The 20,178-nt window shown below is 64.3% G+C and carries 18 protein-coding genes; 7 read left to right on the top strand and 11 right to left on the bottom strand.

Going from position 1 to position 20,178, the window contains the following annotated elements; genetic code table 11:
• Positions 1-107: 107 nt before the first annotated feature.
• The 3 genes from ABIB78_RS06460 (at position 108) to ABIB78_RS06450 (ending at position 4,369) form a co-directional block, all read left to right on the top strand.
• The gene (locus ABIB78_RS06460) at positions 108-1,064 is read left to right on the top strand and encodes a helix-turn-helix transcriptional regulator (protein WP_429022741.1); all 957 of its coding nucleotides are present in this window, start codon (positions 108-110) and stop codon (positions 1,062-1,064) included.
• Positions 1,065-1,480: 416 nt separating this feature from the next.
• A complete protein-coding gene (locus tag ABIB78_RS06455; RefSeq protein ID WP_429022739.1) occupies positions 1,481-2,995 on the top strand; it encodes a DEAD/DEAH box helicase in 1,515 nt (504 codons plus the stop codon).
• Positions 2,996-3,301: 306 nt separating this feature from the next.
• Positions 3,302-4,369, top strand: coding sequence for a GGDEF domain-containing protein (locus ABIB78_RS06450; protein WP_429022737.1), 1,068 nt, complete (start codon positions 3,302-3,304; stop codon positions 4,367-4,369).
• A 15-nt stretch (positions 4,370-4,384) separates the two neighbouring features.
• Here ABIB78_RS06450 and ABIB78_RS06445 read toward each other — a convergent pair whose 3' ends face one another.
• The 8 genes from ABIB78_RS06445 to ABIB78_RS06410 form a co-directional block, all read right to left on the bottom strand.
• The gene (locus ABIB78_RS06445; protein ID WP_429022734.1) at positions 4,385-4,909 is read right to left on the bottom strand and encodes a TfoX/Sxy family protein; all 525 of its coding nucleotides are present in this window, start codon (positions 4,907-4,909) and stop codon (positions 4,385-4,387) included.
• A 146-nt stretch (positions 4,910-5,055) separates the two neighbouring features.
• A complete protein-coding gene (locus ABIB78_RS06440) occupies positions 5,056-5,445 on the bottom strand; it encodes a HesB/IscA family protein (RefSeq protein WP_429023007.1) in 390 nt (129 codons plus the stop codon).
• Between the two features lie 74 nt (positions 5,446-5,519).
• On the bottom strand, positions 5,520-5,891 hold the full coding sequence (locus tag ABIB78_RS06435; RefSeq protein WP_429022731.1) for an SUF system Fe-S cluster assembly protein: 372 nt from the start codon (positions 5,889-5,891) through the stop codon (positions 5,520-5,522).
• Positions 5,888-7,135 (bottom strand): cysteine desulfurase, encoded by a 1,248-nt coding sequence (locus ABIB78_RS06430; protein ID WP_429022728.1) that lies wholly within the window; start codon positions 7,133-7,135, stop codon positions 5,888-5,890. The genes ABIB78_RS06435 and ABIB78_RS06430 overlap by 4 nt, the downstream gene beginning before the upstream one ends.
• Positions 7,132-8,454: a Fe-S cluster assembly protein SufD gene (gene sufD, locus ABIB78_RS06425; RefSeq protein WP_429022725.1), complete on the bottom strand. Its 1,323-nt coding sequence runs from the start codon at positions 8,452-8,454 to the stop codon at positions 7,132-7,134. The genes ABIB78_RS06430 and sufD overlap by 4 nt, the downstream gene beginning before the upstream one ends.
• 17 nt (positions 8,455-8,471) lie before the next feature.
• Positions 8,472-9,224 (bottom strand): Fe-S cluster assembly ATPase SufC, encoded by a 753-nt coding sequence (gene sufC, locus ABIB78_RS06420; RefSeq protein ID WP_429022723.1) that lies wholly within the window; start codon positions 9,222-9,224, stop codon positions 8,472-8,474.
• A gap of 61 nt (positions 9,225-9,285) precedes the next feature.
• Positions 9,286-10,782 (bottom strand): Fe-S cluster assembly protein SufB, encoded by a 1,497-nt coding sequence (gene sufB, locus ABIB78_RS06415; RefSeq protein WP_429022721.1) that lies wholly within the window; start codon positions 10,780-10,782, stop codon positions 9,286-9,288.
• Between the two features lie 92 nt (positions 10,783-10,874).
• Positions 10,875-12,032 carry a cysteine desulfurase family protein gene (locus ABIB78_RS06410; protein ID WP_429022720.1) on the bottom strand — a complete coding sequence of 386 codons (1,158 nt, stop codon included), beginning with the start codon at positions 12,030-12,032 and terminating at the stop codon, positions 10,875-10,877.
• Between the two features lie 433 nt (positions 12,033-12,465).
• Between ABIB78_RS06410 and ABIB78_RS06405 the strand changes: the two genes are divergently transcribed.
• Positions 12,466-13,113: an alpha/beta hydrolase gene (locus tag ABIB78_RS06405; RefSeq protein ID WP_016843213.1), complete on the top strand. Its 648-nt coding sequence runs from the start codon at positions 12,466-12,468 to the stop codon at positions 13,111-13,113.
• Between the two features lie 115 nt (positions 13,114-13,228).
• Here the strand turns inward: ABIB78_RS06405 and ABIB78_RS06400 are convergent, their stop codons facing one another.
• The 3 genes from ABIB78_RS06400 to ABIB78_RS06390 all read right to left on the bottom strand — a co-directional run bounded on the left by ABIB78_RS06400 (position 13,229) and on the right by ABIB78_RS06390 (position 15,421).
• Positions 13,229-13,558 carry a DMT family transporter gene (locus tag ABIB78_RS06400; RefSeq protein ID WP_429022716.1) on the bottom strand — a complete coding sequence of 110 codons (330 nt, stop codon included), beginning with the start codon at positions 13,556-13,558 and terminating at the stop codon, positions 13,229-13,231.
• On the bottom strand, positions 13,558-14,235 hold the full coding sequence (locus ABIB78_RS06395) for a glutathione S-transferase family protein (protein WP_429022714.1): 678 nt from the start codon (positions 14,233-14,235) through the stop codon (positions 13,558-13,560). Before ABIB78_RS06395 ends, ABIB78_RS06400 begins: the two co-directional genes overlap by 1 nt.
• 82 nt (positions 14,236-14,317) lie before the next feature.
• Positions 14,318-15,421 carry an anhydro-N-acetylmuramic acid kinase gene (locus tag ABIB78_RS06390; protein WP_429022711.1) on the bottom strand — a complete coding sequence of 368 codons (1,104 nt, stop codon included), beginning with the start codon at positions 15,419-15,421 and terminating at the stop codon, positions 14,318-14,320.
• Positions 15,422-15,573: 152 nt separating this feature from the next.
• Between ABIB78_RS06390 and tyrS the strand changes: the two genes are divergently transcribed.
• From tyrS to ABIB78_RS06375, 3 genes are all read left to right on the top strand, one after another.
• Positions 15,574-16,827: a tyrosine--tRNA ligase gene (gene tyrS, locus ABIB78_RS06385; RefSeq protein ID WP_429022709.1), complete on the top strand. Its 1,254-nt coding sequence runs from the start codon at positions 15,574-15,576 to the stop codon at positions 16,825-16,827.
• Positions 16,828-16,883: 56 nt separating this feature from the next.
• The gene (locus ABIB78_RS06380; protein WP_429022707.1) at positions 16,884-18,131 is read left to right on the top strand and encodes an MFS transporter; all 1,248 of its coding nucleotides are present in this window, start codon (positions 16,884-16,886) and stop codon (positions 18,129-18,131) included.
• 435 nt (positions 18,132-18,566) lie between these two features.
• Complete coding sequence (locus tag ABIB78_RS06375; RefSeq protein WP_429022705.1) at positions 18,567-20,159, top strand: alkaline phosphatase family protein; 1,593 nt, start codon at positions 18,567-18,569, stop codon at positions 20,157-20,159.
• Positions 20,160-20,178: the final 19 nt, after the last annotated feature.

The following is a 20,178-nucleotide window of genomic DNA, read 5'->3' as shown; positions in this document are numbered from 1 at the left end:
ACATGAGGCGTCCCATCCGTCTTAGGTCAAGTTTCTTTTTACGGCCCGCGTGATAGATTCGAGCCTCCATCCGCATCGAGCCCTCCGCACGTCCCAACGGCTTTTCCGTGCACACATGGTCTACTGATCAGGTCGATCCCCGGGATCGCTTCGACTATTGGCGCGAGGTCCGCGCCAAGGGGTTGTTCGGCGTCACGGCCGAGCTCGACCCCGACCGGCGCGGGGACTTCGTCGGCGAGTTCTCGCTGCGCAAGCTCGGCGATGGCGGGCTGGTCGAACTGCGCGCCTCGCCCTATCGGGTGGAGCGGCGCGCCGGCGATATCGCCGACGCGGCCAGCGACAGCCTGTGCATCTACCAGCAGCTCGGCGGCGGCGGCTGGTTCGGCGGCGCGCGGCTCGATGACTTTGCGGTTCGCGACGGCATGTTCGCGACCAGCTATTCGGACCTGCCCTATCGCACTGTCCCGCTGCACGACGACGGCTTCCACCTGCGCATCATCAAGATCCCGGTGGCGCACCTCGTCCCGCCGGGCGCCGAGCTCGGCGAACTGGTCCCCAGGCCCGTGCGGGATGAGGCCGCGCTGCGACCGCTGCTGGAATCCTGCTTCCGCGACCTGATCGAGAGCAAAGACGCGGCAGCGGATACGGCTCCGATGCTGCAGGCGCTTGCCCATATCGCGTTGATCGAGCGCGGCATCATGCGGCCGACGAGCCGGCTCGCGCAGCAGGCCCTGCGAACCGCCCATCTGTCGCTGGCCCGCCGCCCGATCCGGCGGCATCTCTCGAACACAGCGCTAACGCCTACCCTGATTGCCGGCCTGCTCGGCATCTCGGTCCGTCACCTGCACATCCTGTTCGAGGAGACCGGGATGAGCTTCTCGGAGACCGTCACCGCGCTCCGGCTCGTGCAAAGCCGCCGCCTGCTCCGCGAGCAGTCCGGGCAGACGATCGCCGAGGTCGCCTTTGCCTGCGGCTTCGAGAGCCTTGCGACCTTCTACCGCCTCTTCAATTCGTCCGAATCGATGACGCCGGGCGATTACAGGGCGCGACCGGACGCGCGCTGAACCGAAGTGGTCAGCCTGCGCCGCTTGGCCACCTTCTACCGGATCTTCAGCGCATCGCAGGGCCTGACACCCGGCGAGTTCAGGGCAAAAAAGCAGCGCGGTCGCCCCCGCCGAAACCTCGCCATCCGATACGGGGGTGATGGTTCATTTGACCGCCAAATGACGGAAGCGGAGCTTATTTTGGCGAAAACATTAAGCTTTTTCGGCTATCCGCCCGGTTCCAAGATTGACTTTACCGGGTTCGCCCCTATGTTGCGTGGCAACGCGGCCCTCGGATCGAAACGCGATTCGTCAGGTTTGCCGTCCGTCAGCGTTAGTCAGAGCCCCCGAGCTTTATAGAAAAGCGAGCCGTTTCGGGGCCGAACGCGACAGCCTTTTACCTGCGATGCCGAACGGCGGTTTCGACCAGAGGCTCAATGTCTTTTTCCAATCTAGGCCTGTCCGATAAGGTCCTCGCCGCAGTCGCGGCCACCGGTTACACCACCCCCACTCCCATCCAGGAACAGGCAATCCCGCACGTTCTCGCGCGGCGCGACGTCCTCGGCATTGCCCAGACCGGCACCGGCAAGACCGCTGCCTTCGTTCTCCCGATGCTCACACTGCTGGAGAAGGGCCGCGCGCGGGCACGGATGCCGCGCACCCTGATCCTCGAGCCGACCCGCGAGCTTGCCGCGCAGGTGAAGGAGCAGTTCGACAAATACGGCGCCGGTCAGAAACTCAACGTTGCGCTCCTGATCGGCGGCGTCTCGTTCGGCGACCAGGACTCCAAGCTGATGCGCGGCGTCGACGTCCTGATCGCAACGCCCGGCCGCCTGCTCGACCACACCGAACGCGGCGGATTGCTGCTCACCGGCGTCGAGTTGCTGGTGATCGACGAAGCCGACCGCATGCTCGACATGGGTTTCATTCCCGACATCGAACGCATCTGCAAGCTCGTCCCCTTCACACGGCAAACGCTGTTTTTCACCGCGACGATGCCGCCGGAGATCAGCCGCATCACCGAGGCTTTCCTGCATAATCCTGCACGGATCGAAGTTTCCAAGCCAGCGACGACCGCCGTCACAGTAACGCAATTGCAGGTCCCGGCCGGTCGCGAAGCGCATGACAAGCGCGAGATACTCCGCCGCCTGCTGCGCGACGCCAAGGATCTCAACAACGCGATTATCTTCTGCAATCGCAAACGCGAAGTCGCCGTCCTTCACAAATCACTCCAGAAGCACGGCTTCAGTGTCGGCGCGCTCCACGGCGATATGGATCAATCCGCCCGCACCGCTGCTCTGGATCAATTCCGCAGGGGCGAGATTCCGCTGCTCGTTGCCTCCGACGTCGCCGCCCGCGGCCTCGATATTCCTGCCGTCAGCCACGTCTTCAATTTCGACGTGCCCCACCACCCCGACGATTACGTTCACCGCATCGGCCGTACTGGCCGCGCCGGACGCACCGGTACCGCGATCTCCATCGTCACCTCGCTCGACAACAAGTCGATGGCCGCGATCGAGAAGTTGATCGGCCAGCAGATCCCGCGTGCCGAGGGCGACTACACCGTCCATAGCGAAGCATCTGAGGATGACGCGGCGCCGCGCCGCTCGCGTGGCCGCGAAGGTTCGCGCGACGGCGCCCGCGGCGGTCGCAAGCCTCGGCGCGAGCGCGAACCGCGTCACGGTGAACGCGAGACGCGTCACGGTGAACGCGAGGCGCGTCAGGGCGAACGCGAGCCCCGTCACGACCAGGAGCCCCGCCAGGAGCGTGCCGCCAAACCGGAGCGCGAACCGCGCCACGGCCGCAACTCGGCCCCGCAAGCCGCCCCGTCGCACGTGCCGTCGATCGGGCGTGCCGAGCCGCGGCGGCCGCAGCGTGAGGTGGACCACGAGCCCGCCGATCACTCGCACCTGCCCGCTTTCCTGCTGCGACCAGTGCGCGCACGCGCGTAAGACTTGCCGTGTTGCCGCCGCGCGAGCGGCGGTATTCCGGAAATATGTGTCGCCGCCATTGAGCGACGCATACGCTGATCCCTCGCTTTTGAAGCAAACACGCGCTGCTTTCGCACCGAAGTGGGGAGCAAGCGAAACGCTTTCCGAAAGCCTGCGCTCGATCGTCGACGGAAGCGAGCTCGTCGCGGCCAAGTCCCGGAGTTCCACTGTTTACCTTGCCTTCACTCTCGTCCCGTACCCTCGCGCCAATAATTTAGTCATTTGCTGCCGGGCATAACCGGTATTGCGTGTATTGAGGACGTAACAGTGGTCAAGCTGCTGGACGAACACGAACGTACGTTGGCCTTTGCCGAAGTCGCGCTTGGTCAAATTCGCTCGCTTCGCCAGACCGCCATCCCCCGTAACTACGAAATCTGGTATGTCTATGCGAGCGGATACAACGCACCGCTCAACAAGGTCATCAACGAGACGCTGGCGCGCAGCGGCAAGCTCAGCGAAGCCGACCTCGAGCAGATCTACGAAACCTATCTCTCGCACATCAAGACCTCGGACCGCATCGACAAGGTCGGCGCGCGCGTCATCGGCGAGATCGACGCCGTCATGAGGCTGATCACCGACGCGCTCGGTGTGTCCGCGACCTACGACGCCAGCCTCGTCGGCGCAAGCGACCGCCTCTCGACCGCAACGACCCGCGACCAGATCAAGACTATCGTGGCGGGCCTGGCCAAGTCGACGCACGAGATGCGCGAGACCAATCAGGCATTGGAGAACCGGCTCGCGCTGTCGAAGTCGGAGATCAGCGACCTGCAACACAGCCTCGAGGCGATCCGCGCCGAGAGCCTGACCGATCCGCTCACCGGCCTCGGCAACCGGAAATATTTCGACCGCTCGATCGACATGGCGGTGCAGACCGCGCTCGCCAGCGGCGAGCCGCTGTCGCTGTTGATGTTCGACATTGATCACTTCAAGTCGTTCAATGACTCCTACGGCCATCTCACCGGCGACCAGGTGCTGCGGCTTGTGGCGCAGTCGCTGAAGCAGAACATCAAGGGCCAGGACATCACCGCGCGCTATGGCGGCGAGGAATTCGCGGTGGTGCTGCCCAACACCGCGCTGCGCCAGGCGCTGACGGTTGCCGACCACATCCGCCGCGCCGTGATGGCCAAGGAGCTGAAGAAGAAGTCGACCGGCGAGATCCTCGGGCGGGTCACGATCTCGGTCGGCGTCTCTATGCTGAAGCCGGCGGACGACACCGATTCGCTGATCGAGCGCGCCGACGCCTGCCTCTATGCCGCCAAGCGCGCCGGCCGCAACCGCGTGATCTGCGAAGCCGATCCGGAATACAACGCCGAGACCCAGACCCGCGTGGCGTGACCTCTGGCCGTTCCTTCAGACGCGCAAAATGCGCGTTCGCTCAGGAGAGGACGACTTTTTCCGTTTCACACGCCTCTTCTGCGCCGCAGACGGCTTTGCGGTAGACTTCCTCGCCGCGGCCTTCTTCGCCGCAGCCTTCTTTGCAGCGCTCTTCTTTGCCGCAGACTTCTTCGCCGGCGCCTTCGTCTTCCGCGCAGCCGCTGGTTTCCTCGGCCGCTTGCGCAGCGCGGCGCGCTGGGCGGCGGCGAGCGCCGAGCGCGCCCACACCGCAAGCTCCTCGGAATCGTCGAACAATCGCGCCGGCAGCTGCCAGTACGAATTGACCACGACCGTCTTTGTGCTCGTCTGGTACTGGAACGGCTTTGCGCCTTCCGCCTCGAATTGCGGAATGGTCTGGTCGTCGGCGCGGAAGTAGAGCCCGGCCCGCAGCGCCAGCGCGAAATTGGTGCCGTCGGCGGAAATGCCGTAGCCGGAGAACATCCGGCGCAGCGTGACCGGGCCGAAATCGGTGAACAGGTCGATCAGGAATTCGCGGTCCATGTATCCACCCTTGCCGGCGCGCATCCGAATGCCGCGCGTGTGGCGAGCAGTATGGTCGACGACCGCGTCGACCCGCAACAATGGTGGCTATTGATGGACAGCCTTTGGCTGGCGCGCGGTTGCGCGCCCGGCCCGCGCGACGGCGATCAGACCGTCGCCGGCTTGAGCTGCACCGATTCGCCGCAACCGCAGGCGGAGACCTGGTTCGGGTTGTTGAACACGAACTGGGCCTGCATCCTGTCGGCCTTGTAGTCCATCTCGGTGCCGAGCAGGAACAGCACGGCCTTCGGATCGACCAGGATCTTAACGCCCTTGTCCTCGACCACTTCGTCGGTCGGACGGATCTCATGGGCGTATTCGACGGTGTAGGATTGTCCGGCGCAGCCGCCGTTCTTGATGCCGACGCGCAGGCCGACGATCTCGGAATCCGCGCGCTTGGTCAGCTCGGTGATCCGCTCCGCCGCCGCATCGGTCAGTTTCATGACCTGCGGGCGCGGCCGCTTCGGCTTGGCTGGGGTTGGTGAGGCTTGCGTCATGTCACTCATGTGGTCAGTCCCAGCGGCAAATCAATTGCCGATCTTCTCGAGCCTAAGTTTAGTTTCCTAACGCATCACCACATATTGAGGACGAGGCGCGCCTCGTCCGACATCCGGTCCGGCGTCCAGGCCGGATCCCACACCAGATTGACACTGACGACGCCGACGCCGGGAACACTGGCAACTGCGTTCTCCACCATCTGCGGCAGTTCGCCCGCGGCCGGGCAGTTCGGGGTGGTCAGCGTCATCAGGATATCGACGGAGCGATCATCCTTGAGATCGACCTTGTAGATCAGGCCGAGTTCGTAGATGTCGGCCGGGATTTCCGGGTCGAACACCGTCTTCAGCGCCGCGACGATCTCGCCGCTCATGCGCTCGGTCTCCTCCGCCGGCAGCGCCGAGGTGGTTTCCATGATGGCCGTCTTGACTTCGGCTGTATCGGTCATGCGAACAATTCCCGCGCCTTGATCAGCGCCTGCGCCAGATGGTCGACTTCTTCCCTTGTATTATACATCCCGAAGGATGCGCGGCAGGTGGCCGTCACGTTGAACCGCTCTAAAAGCGGCATCACGCAATGCGTGCCGGCGCGTACGGCAATGCCCTGACGATCGATCACGGTCGCGACGTCGTGGGGATGCGCGCCCTTCATCTCGAAGGAGATCACCGGCCCCTTGTTGCGGGCGGTTCCGATCACGCGCAGCGAGTTGATCTCGCGCAGGCGCTCCTGCGCATAGGTCAGCAACTCATGCTCATGCGCGGCGATGCGCTCCTTGCCGATCGAATTGACGTAGTCGATCGCGGCACCGAGCCCGATCGCCTCGACGATCGGCGGCGTCCCGGCCTCGAACTTGTGCGGCGGATCGCCATATGTGACCCAGTCCTTGGCGACCTCACGGATCATCTCGCCGCCGCCGTTGAACGGCCGCATCGCCACCAGATGCTCGTGCTTGGCGTACAGCGCACCGATTCCGGTCGGCCCGTACACCTTGTGGCCGGTGAAGGCGTAGAAATCGCAGTCAAGATCCTGGACGTCGATCGGCAGATGCACCGCACCCTGCGCGCCGTCGACCAGCACCGCAATGCCGCGGGCGTGGGCGAGCCGGACCACTTCCTTGACCGGAACCAGCGTGCCGAGCGCGTTCGACATCTGCGTGATCGCGACGATCTTGGTGCGCGGCGTCAGGAGCTTCTCGAACTCCTCGATCAGGAAATTGCCCTCGTCATCGACCGGCGCCCATTTGATCACGGCGCCATGGCGCTCGCGCAGGAAATGCCACGGCACGATGTTGGAGTGGTGCTCCATGATCGAGAGGACAATCTCGTCGCCCTCTTTGATATTGGGTTCACCCCAGGACGACGCCACCAGGTTGATCGCCTCGGTGACGTTGCGGGTGAAGATGATCTCTTCATTGCGGCGAGCGTTGATGAAATCAGCGACCTTGCCGCGGGCGCCCTCATAGGCCTCCGTCGCGGCATTGGCGAGGTAATGCAGGCCGCGATGCACGTTGGCGTATTCGGTCTTGTAGGCCTCGGTCATGCGGTCGAGCACCGCGTTCGGCTTCTGCGCCGAGGCGGCGTTGTCGAGATAGACCAGCGGCTTGCCGTAAATCTGCATGGCGAGCGCCGGAAAATCCTGTCGCACCAGAGCGACATCGTAAGTGCCGTTGGCGACCGCCTTGTGCATGCTCACGCCCTCGCCTCCAGCCAGCGCTGCGCGGTGGCAATTGCGACCTCGCGCAGGGCGTCGCTGGCGATGGTCTCGATCGCTTCGCCGACGAAGGCCTGGATCAGAAGCGCCTGCGCCTCCTTCTCGGGCAGTCCGCGCGCGCGCATGTAGAATAGCAGGCTCTCGTCGAGCGCACCGGTGGTCGCACCGTGACCGCAGGTGACATCATCGGCGAAGATTTCGAGCTCGGGCTTGTTATCGGCTTCTGCGTCATCGGACAGCAGCAGCGCGCGGGTCATCATCTTGGCGTCGGTCTTCTGGGCATCCGGACGGACGACGATGCGGCCCTGGAACACGGAATGGGCGCGGTCGTCAACGACGGCACGGAAGATCTCGCGGCTCGCGCAGTTCGGCACCGCGTGATCCATGAACAGCGTGGTGTCGGCGTGCTGCTTGCCGTTGATCAGATTGACGCCGTTGGTTTCGACCTTCGAGCCCTCGCCGGCGCACGTGACCGCGAGCTGATAGCGGCTGACATGGCCGCCCGAGGTCATGCCGAACGTGTTGAAATGGGCGTGCGCGCCGATCGAAATGGTCGCCGAGGAAATGTTGAAGGCGTCGATGGAATCCTCGACCAGCCTGATGTGATCGAGCCGCGCATTGTCGCCGATCGCGACAACCAGCCCGTCATGCGTCTGGTAGCCCTTGGCGCCCTCGCCGGCGAGATAGCTCTCCACCAGCGTCGCGCCGGTATCGCGGCCGAGCCGGAGCAGCGAGCGGGTGAACATCGCAACCGGCGCGGTGCCCGACGCGACGTGCACGATGTGCAGCGGCTGGGCCAGCACCGTGCCGTCGGCGACCTCGATGACGACGCCGTCGGTGGCCATCGCGCCGTTCAGCGCAATCATCGGATTGGAGATGTCGGAGGCGAAAGCCTGTCCGGAGAGCGCGCCGTCGCCGGCATCGAGCACCTCGCGCAGCGGACGGATGCCGAGCCCCTTCTCGAGATTTCCGAGATCAGAGAGATCCGGCGCAAAGGCGCCATCGACCAGCACCAGGCGGCGCACGCCGTCGATCGCCCGCAGCTTGACGGCGGCAGCGGCGCGGCTCAGCGCCGCTGCATCCGGCGCCGGCGCGAGCGGCAGCACCTCGCGCATCAGCGCGCGCAGGTCGGTATATTTCCAATCCTCGATCCGGCGATGCGGCAGGCCGAGGCGCTCGTAAGCCTCGAATGCCTGACGCCGCTGATCGGCGATCTCGCCTTTGCCCGGCAGGCGGTCGCGCACCACGGCGAACGCATCGCCCAGCGCGCGCCCGCTCTCGGTCTTTGCAACAACGTTCATCTCAAAACTCGCACCTGTCAGGCAGCGTCTTCGAACTGCGTGTAACCGGACTCTTCCAGCTCCAGCGCCAGTTCCTTGCCGCCGCTCTTCACCACCCGGCCCTTCGACATCACGTGCACGAAATCGGGCACGATGTAGTTGAGCAGCCGCTGATAGTGGGTGATCACGACCATCGCGCGCTCCGGCGAGCGCAGCGCGTTGACGCCGTCCGCCGCAATCCGCAGCGCGTCGATGTCGAGGCCGGAATCCATTTCGTCGAGGATGCAGACGGCCGGCTCGAACAGCGCCATCTGCAAAATCTCGTTGCGCTTCTTCTCGCCGCCGGAGAAGCCGACATTGACGCCGCGCTTCAGCATGTCCTGCGGGACGTTCAAGGACTTGGCGACATCGCGGACCTTCTTCAGGAAGGCCGGCGAGGACATCTCCTCCTCGCCGCGCGCCTTGCGCTGGGCGTTCAGCGCGGCATGCAGGAAGTTCCAGGTGGTCACGCCGGGAATCTCGACCGGATACTGGAACGCCAGGAACACGCCCTTGGCCGCGCGCTCGTTCGGCTCCATCTCCAGCAGGTCCTCGCCCCGGAACAGGATTTGCCCGTCGGTGACTTCGTAACCCGGCTTGCCGGCGATGACGTGGCTCAGCGTCGACTTGCCGGAGCCGTTCGGCCCCATGATCGCGTGCACCTCGCCCGGGTTCACCGTGAGCGAGAGCCCGTGGAGAATCTCACGCTCCTCGACACGGACCTTCAGATCTTTCACTTCAAGCAGAGACATCTCATTCTTCCTGAGCATCATCCGGAAAGCGCGCGGCGGCCGCGCCCTTCAGCGGGATGGATTAGCCAACCGAACCTTCAAGGCTGATCGAGATCAGCTTCTGCGCTTCCACCGCGAACTCCATCGGGAGTTGCTGCAGCACGTCCTTCACGAAGCCGTTGACGACGAGGCCGACGGCTTCCTCCTGCGAGAGCCCGCGCTGGACGCAGTAGAACAGCACGTCCTCGGAAATCTTCGACGTCGTCGCTTCGTGCTCGAACGTCGCCGAGGAATTCTTGGCCTCGACATAGGGCACGGTGTGCGCGCCGCATTTGTCGCCGATCAGAAGCGAGTCGCAGGCGGTGTAGTTGCGCGCGCCGGTGGCCTTGCGGTGGGCGCTGACGAGGCCGCGATAGGTGTTCTGCGACCTGCCGGCGGCGATGCCCTTGGAGATGATCCGGCTCGACGTGTTCTTGCCGAGGTGAATCATCTTGGTGCCGCTATCGACCTGCTGGAAGCCGTTCGAGATCGCGATCGAGTAGAACTCGCCGCTCGAATTGTCGCCGCGCAGAATGCAGCTCGGATACTTCCAGGTGATCGCCGAACCGGTCTCGACCTGGGTCCAGGAGATCTTGGAATTCTTGCCGCGGCAGTCACCACGCTTGGTGACGAAATTGTAGATGCCGCCCTTGCCCTCGGAATTGCCCGGGTACCAGTTCTGCACCGTCGAATACTTGATCTCGGCATCGTCGAGCGTGACGAGCTCGACCACGGCGGCGTGCAGCTGGTTCTCGTCGCGCTGCGGCGCAGTGCAGCCTTCGAGATAGGAGACGTAGGAGCCCTTGTCGGCGATGATCAGCGTGCGCTCGAACTGGCCGGTGTTGCGCTCGTTGATGCGGAAATACGTCGACAGCTCCATCGGGCAGCGCACGCCCGGCGGCACGTAGACGAACGAGCCGTCGGAGAACACAGCCGAATTCAGCGTCGCGAAATAGTTGTCCGAGGTCGGCACCACGGTGCCGAGATATTTCTGCACCAGCTCGGGGTGCTCGCGGATCGCCTCCGAGATCGGCATGAAGATCACGCCGGCCGCCTTCAGCTCCTTCTGGAAGGTGGTCGCAACCGAGACCGAATCGAACACGGCATCGACCGCGATCTTGCGGTTGGCTGACGGCTCGCCGCCGGGCGGCGGCTCGACGCCCTCGAGGATCGCGACCTCGCGGAGCGGGATGCCGAGCTTCTCGTAGGTCTTGAGGATTTCCGGATCGATCTCGTCGATCGAGGACAGTGTCTTCTTCGGCTTCGGCGCCGAGTAGTAGTAGATGTCCTGGTAGTCGATCTTCGGATAGTCGACGCGCGCCCAGGTCGGCTCGGTCATGGTCAGCCAGCGGCGATACGCCTCCAGGCGCCATTCCAGCATCCACGCCGGCTCATTCTTCTTTGCGGAGATGAAGCGGACGGTATCTTCCGACAGCCCCTTCGGGGCCTTGTCGGATTCGATCAGCGTCTCAAACCCATATCGATACTGGTCGACGTCGATGCGCCGGACGCGCTCGACCGTCTCTTGTACAGCAGGCATTCAATCCTCCGCTCGCGGTTTCAAGGACCGCGGTGGATATCAAGTTCCGAAAATCTCTTACGATGCTTTTGACGAAATCCGCTTAGAACAGTTCAAGCTGTGTTTCGTCGTCCTCCCTTAACTAGGGTATCGGCGAGCTTTCGCCAAGCCTTGAGGGTCAAATCCACGTCTGTCTCCGTGGTAGACCAGCCAAGACTGAGCCGCACCGCTCCCTGGACCACCTCCGAACGGTACCCCATTGCCTCAAGCACGTGAGACGGCTGGACCTTGCCCGAGGAGCAGGCGGAACCGGAGGAGACCGCTACCCCCGCCAAGTCGAGGCCGATGACCGCCGTTTCAGCCTTCATGCCGGGAGCAGTGAAGAGAACGGTATTTGGCAACCGCCCAACATCGTCAGAGAAGATCAGCACGTCCGGCGTCTGCCGCAGCCCGTGCTCAAGCCGGTCGCGCAGCCCTCTGACGCGGGCGGCGTCGGCCTTCAGCGCCGCCATCGCGGCCTTTGCGGCCGCACCAAAGCCCGCGATCCCCGCGACGTTCTCGGTCCCTGCCCGCCGCCCGAGCTCCTGCCCGCCGCCGCGCAAAAACGGCTCCAGCCCCTCAAGGCCTTCGGCAAGCACCAGCGCGCCTGCGCCCTTCGGTCCGCCGATCTTGTGCGCCGACAGCGTCACCAGGTCGGCCTGGGTTGAGAACAGATCGAACGGGATCTTCCCGAACGCCTGGATCGCATCGACATGCAGCAGGCCGCCGGCCGCGTGAACGATCCCGGCAACGTCAGCCACCGGCTGAATGGCACCGGTCTCGTTGTTCGCCAGCATCACCGAGACCAGAGCGGGCGGACCGTCGGCCAGCAGCGCCCGCAGATGGTCGGGATCAATCACCCCGGCGCGCGTGACGTTGATCGCGCCGATCGCATCGCTCGAAAACCGCCCGCCCGCGAGGACGGATGCATGCTCGATGGCGGACACCAGGAGCCGCCGCACCGGCGCGCCGGCACCGCGGCGCAATCCCGGCGTCAATGCGAGCGCATTGGCCTCGGTCCCGCCGGATAGAAACACGACATCCTGCGGCCGGCTGCCGACTGCCTTCGCCACCGCATCGCGGGCATCCTCGATCAGCCGTCGCGCCTGCCGTCCCTCGCTGTGCACCGAGGACGGGTTGCCGCTCAATTCCCACGCAGCAGCCATCGCCGCCTTCGCCTCCTGGCGAAGCGGCGTGGTGGCGTTCCAGTCGAGATAGACGCGATCAGCCATGGAGCTTGTCCGCCGCAATCACCGTGGTCGCGGCCCTCCACTGCGACATAACGACAGTCGGGCACCGAGACCAGATCAGAGTCGCCGGCACGAGAGATTTTTCACCCCTACCGAGCGTCGTGTCTTGTTGCCAGGCAAGACATTCGCCGCGCCGTGAGCGCGATACCAATGTGACAAACTGAAACTTCAGGTAGCCTACGAACAACTCGCAGTGTTGATCCGGATCGCTGCGGCGCGCGCGTCACGAAATGGATTCGCGCCAGCCAAGCAGCACAATTTCCTTGATTTTTGCCCCTTGCGTCATGCTAGAAGGCCCTCCAGCGTGCCGCCCGACGGTGCCTGCGCCGATTTCATCATGAGCCGCTCTGTTCGCGCACCGTCGTTGAAGATGGCTCCAACCGGTTGATTGATCGACGTCAATCGAAGGAACGCAATGCCTGAAGTCATTTTCACCGGCCCTGCTGGCCGTCTCGAGGGCCGCTACCATCCGGCCAAGCAGAAGAACGCGCCGATTGCGATGATCCTGCATCCGCATCCGCAGTTCCACGGCACGATGAACCACCAGATCGTCTATCAGTGCTACTACGCGTTCGCGCATCGCGGCTTCTCGGTGCTGCGCTTCAACTTCCGTGGCGTCGGCCGCAGCCAGGGCTCGTTCGATCACGGCACCGGCGAATTGTCTGACGCCGCCAGCGCGCTCGATTGGGCGCAGGCGATCAATCCGGAGGCGCGTGCCTGCTGGGTTGCAGGCTTCTCGTTCGGCGCATGGATCGGCATGCAGCTCCTCATGCGCCGACCGGAGGTCGAGGGATTCATCTCGATCGCGCCGCCCGCCAATCTCTACGACTTCTCGTTCCTCGCGCCCTGCCCGTCCTCGGGCCTGATCGTGCACGGCGACAAGGATGCGGTGGTGCCGCCCAAGGACGTCAACACGCTGGTCGAGAAGCTGAAGACGCAGAAGGGCATCGTGATCGACCAGCAGGTCATCCCCGGCGCCAACCACTTCTTCGACGGCAAGCTCGAGCCGTTGATGGAGACGGTGACCGGCTATCTCGACATGCGTCTCGCCAACGTGCGCTGAAGCAGCTTAACCCGCTGACCTTGCAGCCCGGACGAAGCGCAGCGAAATCCGGGACACCTATCACTTGTGGCACAACTGATCCCGGATTGCGCTTCGCTCCTTCCGGGCTACGGATCTACTCCGGCGCCAGTTTCAGCGCGGCGATGCCGATCAGCACGAACGCGATTCCCGCAACCTTCATCGGGTTCAAGGCTTCGTTGAACAACAGTACGCCCATGGTCAGCGTGCCGGCCGCGCCGATGCCGGTCCATACCGTGTAGGCGACGCCGACGCCGAGCACCTGCAGCGCGCGCCCGAGCAGGAACACGAACGCGGCGAGCAGCACCAGCGAGACCAGCGTCCAGCCGAGCCGCGTGTAGCCTTCGGCATATTTCATCGAGATGGCCCAGCCGACGTCGAGAAGACCGGCGACGATCAGTGCGATCCAGGCAATGGAGTGCGACATTACGCGGCAAGCTTCAGCATGTGCGCGCGGTGGGCGACCAGGAACGCGTGCAGCAGCGCCGGATAGTCAGGTGAAACGGCGCGGCGCACGCTCGGCCGCTGCGCCAGCGCGCTGCGCCATGCGCGAAGCTTCGGCGCGTGGGTGAAGACGGCGAGATCGGTCAACTGGTCGAACAAATCGAAATAGCGAAAGACCGGCGCAAACACCGCATCGACCAGGCTGAACTTCTGGCCTGCGAAGAACAGACCGGCGCCGAGCGCCGCCTCGACGCGCGCGAATTTCGCGGCGACCGCCTGCCGCTTGCTCTCGAAAGCCGCGGCATTGGTCGCGGTCTCGAGCCCCCAGAGATCGCCGAGAATGGCCGAGCCGAACTCCATCCAGGCGCGATGCTCGGCGCGCGTGAGCGCGCCCTCCGGATGCAGCTTCGCGCCTCCTTGCGTCTCCTCGATGTACTCGCAGATCACGTTGCTCTCGAACAGCGCGACCTCCTTGCCGTCGTCGCCGGTGACGACCAGCACCGGCACCTTGCCGAGCGGCGAGATCTTCAGGAACCAGTCCGGCTTGTCGGCGAGATCCATGTCGATCCGATCGAACGGCACGCCCTTCTCGTGCAGCGCGATCACCGCGCGTTGCACATAGGGGCAGAGCTTGTGGCTGATCAGCTTCAGGGCGGCCATGACGAACCTCGCGTTCAATGCAGCTGCATCGAATTAAATGCAGCGGCATGGAACTGTCAAGGTAGATGCATTTGCATCTAAATCACGGTCGCGCGATGATGCCCCCAGTCATCGGGATCGGCACCCCTGTGGTGGCGGGATAGCTCAGCGGCAGGCCCTTCATGCCACGCGCGGCGAGGAAGCCGAAGGCCTGCGCCTCGATCGCATCCGCCGCCCAGCCGAGCGCCTCGGCGGGCTCGACCAGCGCCGGCGCCAGCCGGTCGCGCAGCATCCGCAGCATCGTGAGGTTGGAGGCGCCGCCTCCGGCGACGATCCAGCTCTTCGGCACCTTCGGCAGCAGCGGCACGACGCGGGCGATCGCGGCCGCCGTGAAGGCGGTCAGCGTCGCGGCGCCGTCCGCCGGCGCCACGGCGCCGAGCTTGAGGCTTGCGAAATCATTGCGGTCGAGTGATTTCGGCGGCGGAGCTGAGAAGAACGGCAGCTTCAGCGCGTCGGCGATCCAAGTCTCGTCCGGCCTGCCCTGACCGGCAAAACGTCCGCCGGTGTCGAACGGCTGGTGCATCTGGCGGAACATGAAGTCGTCGAGCAGCGCGTTGCCCGGCCCGGTGTCGCAGGCGATCAGCGTGTCCGTGCCATCGATATAGGTGATGTTGGAGACGCCGCCGATATTGACCACGACGATCGGCCCCTCGCGGTTCAGCGATTGCGCCAGCGCACGATGGTAGACCGGCACGAACGGCGCGCCCTGCCCGCCGGCCTCGACATCGGCGGCGCGGAAATCATGCATCACCGGAATGTGGATGGCCTTGGCGAGCGCCAGGGCATCGCCGATCTGCACCGTCAACTTCCGCTCGGGGCGATGCAGCACGGTCTGGCCATGGAACCCGACGATGTCGATCTCCTGGGCGGAGATCCGGTTCTGCGCCGTGAACCCGGCGACCGCCTCGGCATGGGCTGACGTGACGGCCTGTTCGGCCTGCCGCAATATCCCCGGCCGGGCGTCGCGCTGCGACAGATGAACGGCTTCCGTCAGCGCCTGGCGCAGCAGGCTGCGCTCGCCGTCGGTGTAGGGCCGATAGCCCGACGGGCCGAAGGCCCTGATCTGGCGGCCGTCGGTCTCGATCAATGCCACGTCGACCCCGTCGAGCGAGGTACCGCTCATCAGACCGAGTGCCGTTAACATCATGCTGGAAGCGCCCCAGCCGGGAACCCCCGGCTTGTCTCAAACAAGTACATCCTATAATGCCACTGCGCGTCCGACTGCGGCAGCCTCAAGCATCAAGGTTCCGCAAATAGATGCAAAAACCGTAAAACAAGAATGATCTGGCCAGCCGACAAATGACTGCATTTAAATCGGATTTCCTGAACACTCTACAGGAACGCGGCTTCGTCCACCAGTGCTCTGATTTCGAGGGCCTCGACGCGCTTGCCGCGAAGGGCGAGGCGACCGCCTATGTCGGCTATGACTGCACCGCGCCGTCGCTGCATATCGGCAACTTCCTCACCATGATGATGCTGTACTGGCTGCAGCAGAGCGGCAACAAGCCGATCACGCTGATGGGCGGCGGCACCACGATGGTCGGCGACCCCTCCGGCAAGGACGAGACGCGCGCGATGCGCACGGTGGCGGAGATCGAAGCCAACAAGGCCTCGATCCGCGGCGTGTTCGCCAAGGTGCTGCGCTATGGCGACGGGCATTCCGACGCCATCATGCTCGACAATGCCGAGTGGCTGACCAAGTTGAACTGGATCGAGATGCTGCGCGACATCGGCCGGCACTTCTCGGTCAACCGCATGCTGACCATGGACTCGGTGCGGCTCCGGCTCGAGCGCGAGCAGGAGATGAGCTTCATCGAGTTCAACTACATGGTTTGCCAGGCCTACGACTTCGTCGAGCTGTCGCGCCGCACCGGCTGCCGGCTGCAGATGGGCGGCTCCGACCAGTGGGGCAACATCGTCAACGGCGTCGATCTCGGCCGCCGCATGGGCACGCCGCAACTGTTCGCGCTGACCACGCCGCTGCTCACCACCGCCTCCGGCGACAAGATGGGCAAGACCGCCAAGGGCGCGGTGTGGCTCAACGCCGACCAGTTCTCGCCGTACGACTTCTGGCAGTACTGGCGCAACGTCGAGGACGCCGACGTCGTCAAGTTCCTCAAGCTGTTCACCATCCTGCCGACGAGCGAGATCAGCAAGCTCGCGGCGCTGGCTGGCAGCGAGATCAACGAAGCCAAGAAGGTGCTGGCGACCGAGGCGACCGCCCTGCTCCACGGCCGCGATGCGGCCAATGAGGCCGCCGAGACCGCGCGCCGTACCTTCGAGGAAGGTGCACTGGCCGAAACCTTGCCGACGGTGGAAATTCCGCTTGGCGAATTTGAAGGCGGCGTCGGCGTGCTGGCTGCCTTCGTCAAGGCCGAGCTCGTCGCCTCCAACGGCGAAGCGCGCCGGCAGATCAAGGGCGGCGGACTGCGCGTCAACGACGTCGGCGTCACCGACGAGAAGATGCTGCTGACGTCGGCCAATCTCACGCCCGAGGGCGTGGTCAAGCTGTCGCTCGGCAAGAAGCGCCACGTCCTGCTGAAGCCCGCATAGGCGCATTCGCATTTGTCGGTTGCAGGGGGTGCCGAAAGCGCGCTCCCTGCTTTCCGATGGATCAGGCCACGCCTCCGAACGACACGCTTGCAACGCCGGCGAAACAGTCGCGCGTCGCACTGAACGTGCTCGCGCTCTGCTTCGTGCTGTCAGTTCTCGGGCGCGGCCTCAGCGACAGCTTCACGGTCTTCCTGAAACCGATCTCGGAAAATTTCGGCTGGGACCGCGCCTCGGTGGTCTCCGTCTATTCGCTGACCTGGCTCGCCAGCGGCTTGACCGCGCCACTGGTCGGACGCCTGTTCGACCGCTCGGGTCCGCGCGTGGTCTATGCGCTGGGTCTGGCGCTGCTCGGCTGCGCATTCCTGATCGCCTCGCACGCACAGCAGCTCTGGCAATTCCAGCTCAGCGTCGGCCTGTGTGTCGGCTTCGGCACCGCGCTGATCGGCAACGTGTCGAACTCGATCCTGCTCGGCCGCTGGTTCGGGCCGCGGCTGCCGACGGCGATGGCCGTGATGTATTCGGCAACCGGCGCGGGCCTCTTGTTGCTGCTGCCGCTGTCGCAGGTGCTGATCGACCGGATCGGCTGGCGCGAGGCCTATCAGGTGTTCGGCATCGGCGCGCTCTGCCTGCTTGTGCCGCTTGTCTTTCTGCCGTGGCGGCTGCTCGCCAGCGGATCGCCGCGTATCGTGAAGAGGGCCGAGACCGGCCTGATCGATGAAGGCTGGACGTTGCTCGGCGCGATGCGACACCATGCCTTCTGGGCGTTGTTCTCCACCTTCTTCTTCACGGCGATTGCGATGTATGCGCTGACGGCGCAGATCGTCGCCTACCTGATCGATGTCGGCTTCCCACCGCTGCAGGCCGCCACCGCCTGGGGATTCTCCGGCGTCGCACTGTTCGTCGGCATGCTCGGCGTGTCGACGCTCGACGGCATCATCGGCCGCAGGCCATCGGTGTTGTTCAGCTACGGCGTCTCGATTATCGGCATCATCCTGCTCTGGCTGCTGCAGTGGTATCCGAACTACTGGCTGCTGACCGGCTTCATCATCAGCTTCGGCAGCATGATCGGCTCGCGCGGTCCGCTGATCACCGCGACCGCGCTGAAAATCTTCCGCGGCGAGCGGGTCGGCACGATCTACGGCACCATCATGATCGGCAGCGGTCTGGGCTCCGGCCTCGGCTCGTGGGGCGGCGGCCTGATCCACGACTGGACTCACAGCTACAATCCCCTGATTGGCTTCGCGCTGGTCAACGTGGTGCTCGGCCTGATCCCGTTCCTGGTGGTGCCGGCACTGCGGCGCTGAGCAGAGATGACAGACAAGCCGGACGGTATCGCCTCAGCCGGGCCCGGAAGCGCGATGAGATTAGCTTGAATCGCCTTCGCGGGTTGGCTCTTGATCGAAGCAATGATCTTTTCCGACAACTACTTTTCCGGATCATGCCTTAGGAGAGGCGTTCAGCCGCGCTCTGACGGCAATGGATGGCGTCGCCGAGCGCGCCCGCAGCGAGGCCACCAGCCACATGTCGATGACGCCCCGCAAGCGGGGCGCAATCCTGTGACGATCACCGCTTTTCCCAATGTATGATTTTTCAATGCGAGGGTGGCGTACGACGGCTGCGGATAGTTCGCTGTGCGATCATCACGGGATGGTCATGGCATCATCATTCCGGTTTCACATCACCGTCGTGTTCACAGCGGTATTCAAGGAAGCCGGTTTTCTCCAGGGAGGGCATCAATCATGAATGGATTTGGAAAGCTCGCGATTGCAATCTTGCTCGGCTCAAGCGCAGTCAGCACGGTCGTGCGCGCCGACGATGACGATCATCGCACCATCGAACACGTGCTTCTGCTCAGCGTCGACGGCATGCACGAGGTCGACCTGCAGCATTACGTCAAGAGCCACCCGACATCGAGCTTCGCCAAGCTGCTGAGGCACGGTGTGCATTACACCAACGCACACACCTCGCACCCGTCGGATTCCTTCCCGGGGCTCCTGGCGTTCATGACCGGCGCATCGCCGAAGACGCACGGCGTATTCTACGACGACACCTATGACCAGACCCTGTATCCGCCCGGGAGCAATTGCCAGGGCAAGCCGGGCACCGAAGCCACATACTTCGAAGCGCTCGATTACGATCTGAACAAGCTCGACGGCGGTGGTCCGGCGAATTCCGACCACATCAATCCGGCGAACCTGCCGCTGCGCAAGGTCGGCAGCGCTTGCCAGCCGGTCTATCCGCACGCATACCTGAAGAACGACACCACGACGATCATGGAAGTCATCCACGAGGCCGGCCTGCGCACGGCCTGGTCGGACAAGCACCCGGCCTATGAGATCATCAGCGGCCCCTCCGGCAAGGGTCTCGATGAGCTCTATGCGCCCGAGATCAATTCGACGACCGTGCTTGCCACCGCACCCCAGTTGATCCCGACGCCACAGGCCAGCGACGACTGGACCGTGAATCCGGTCTACACCCGCTACTATGACAATCTGAAGGTCACCGCCGTCCTGAACTGGATCAAGGGCCTCGACCACACCGGGACCAAGACCGTTGGCGTGCCGGCGATCCTGGGCATGAATTTCCAGGCCGTCAGCGTCGGACAGAAGATCACCGCCGATGGCTACATCGACGCGGCCGGCACACCAAGCGCGCAGCTCGAACTGTCGCTCGAGTTCGTCGACAGCTCGCTTGGCCAGATGCTTGAACAGCTCGACAAGCAGCATCTCACGAAGAATACCCTGGTTGTCGTCGGCGCGAAGCATGGCCAGTCACCGATCGACGTGAGCCAGCTTCACATGCTGAAGGGCAGCTCCAATCCGAGGCTGCTGCAGGGCCATGCCGACGTGGTCGACCCGGTCGACCTCTTGACCGCCGGCGGCGTAAAGGTGGCGCAGGAGACGGCCGACGACGTCTCGCTGATCTGGTTGGCCGATCAGACCCAGGCCACGAAGGCCGTCGGCATCCTCGAGAACGACAAGGTCCTCCTGAACCAGGCCCGGATCGAGAAGATCTATGCCGGCGACGAGCTGAAGGACAAGTTCGGCAACCCGGCCCAGGGCCGCACGCCGGACATCATTATCCAGCCGCTCCACGGCACGATCTACAGCGGCAGCTCGAAGAAGGTCTCCGAGCACGGCGGCTTCACCGATGACGATACCCACGTCCTGCTGGTCGTCGCCAACCCGGGCTTCGAAGGTGCCGTGGTTGATGAGAAGGTCGAGACCAAGCAGGTCGCACCCACGATCCTGCGCGCACTCCACCTCAACGCCAACAAGCTGACCGGCGCCCGCGCGGAGCACACCACAGCCCTGCCCGGTCTCGACCGTTGAGCAGGACGTTTGCCGCAGA

Origin of the sequence: Bradyrhizobium sp. I1.14.4 (assembly GCF_050435825.1) — a bacterium.
Lineage (GTDB): Bacteria > Pseudomonadota > Alphaproteobacteria > Rhizobiales > Xanthobacteraceae > Bradyrhizobium.
This window is presented reverse-complemented; position numbering and strand designations above follow the sequence as displayed.

Bases quoted from the DNA above. Each gene is read 5' to 3' on its own strand.
- ABIB78_RS06400 (WP_429022716.1), bottom strand. From the start codon at position 13,558: ATGTCGCACTCCATTGCCTGGATCGCACTGATCGTCGCCGGTCTTCTC.
- ABIB78_RS06395 (WP_429022714.1), bottom strand. From the start codon at position 14,235: ATGGCCGCCCTGAAGCTGATCAGCCACAAGCTCTGCCCCTATGTGCAA.
- ABIB78_RS06440 (WP_429023007.1), bottom strand. From the start codon at position 5,445: ATGACGCAAGCCTCACCAACCCCAGCCAAGCCGAAGCGGCCGCGCCCG.
- ABIB78_RS06455 (WP_429022739.1), top strand. From the start codon at position 1,481: ATGTCTTTTTCCAATCTAGGCCTGTCCGATAAGGTCCTCGCCGCAGTC.
- ABIB78_RS06405 (WP_016843213.1), top strand. From the start codon at position 12,466: ATGCCTGAAGTCATTTTCACCGGCCCTGCTGGCCGTCTCGAGGGCCGC.
- ABIB78_RS06410 (WP_429022720.1), bottom strand. From the start codon at position 12,032: ATGGCTGATCGCGTCTATCTCGACTGGAACGCCACCACGCCGCTTCGC.
- ABIB78_RS06445 (WP_429022734.1), bottom strand. From the start codon at position 4,909: ATGGACCGCGAATTCCTGATCGACCTGTTCACCGATTTCGGCCCGGTC.
- sufB (WP_429022721.1), bottom strand. From the start codon at position 10,782: ATGCCTGCTGTACAAGAGACGGTCGAGCGCGTCCGGCGCATCGACGTC.
- sufD (WP_429022725.1), bottom strand. From the start codon at position 8,454: ATGAACGTTGTTGCAAAGACCGAGAGCGGGCGCGCGCTGGGCGATGCG.
- sufC (WP_429022723.1), bottom strand. From the start codon at position 9,224: ATGTCTCTGCTTGAAGTGAAAGATCTGAAGGTCCGTGTCGAGGAGCGT.
- ABIB78_RS06390 (WP_429022711.1), bottom strand. From the start codon at position 15,421: ATGATGTTAACGGCACTCGGTCTGATGAGCGGTACCTCGCTCGACGGG.
- ABIB78_RS06375 (WP_429022705.1), top strand. From the start codon at position 18,567: ATGAATGGATTTGGAAAGCTCGCGATTGCAATCTTGCTCGGCTCAAGC.
- ABIB78_RS06380 (WP_429022707.1), top strand. From the start codon at position 16,884: ATGGATCAGGCCACGCCTCCGAACGACACGCTTGCAACGCCGGCGAAA.
- tyrS (WP_429022709.1), top strand. From the start codon at position 15,574: ATGACTGCATTTAAATCGGATTTCCTGAACACTCTACAGGAACGCGGC.
- ABIB78_RS06435 (WP_429022731.1), bottom strand. From the start codon at position 5,891: ATGACCGATACAGCCGAAGTCAAGACGGCCATCATGGAAACCACCTCG.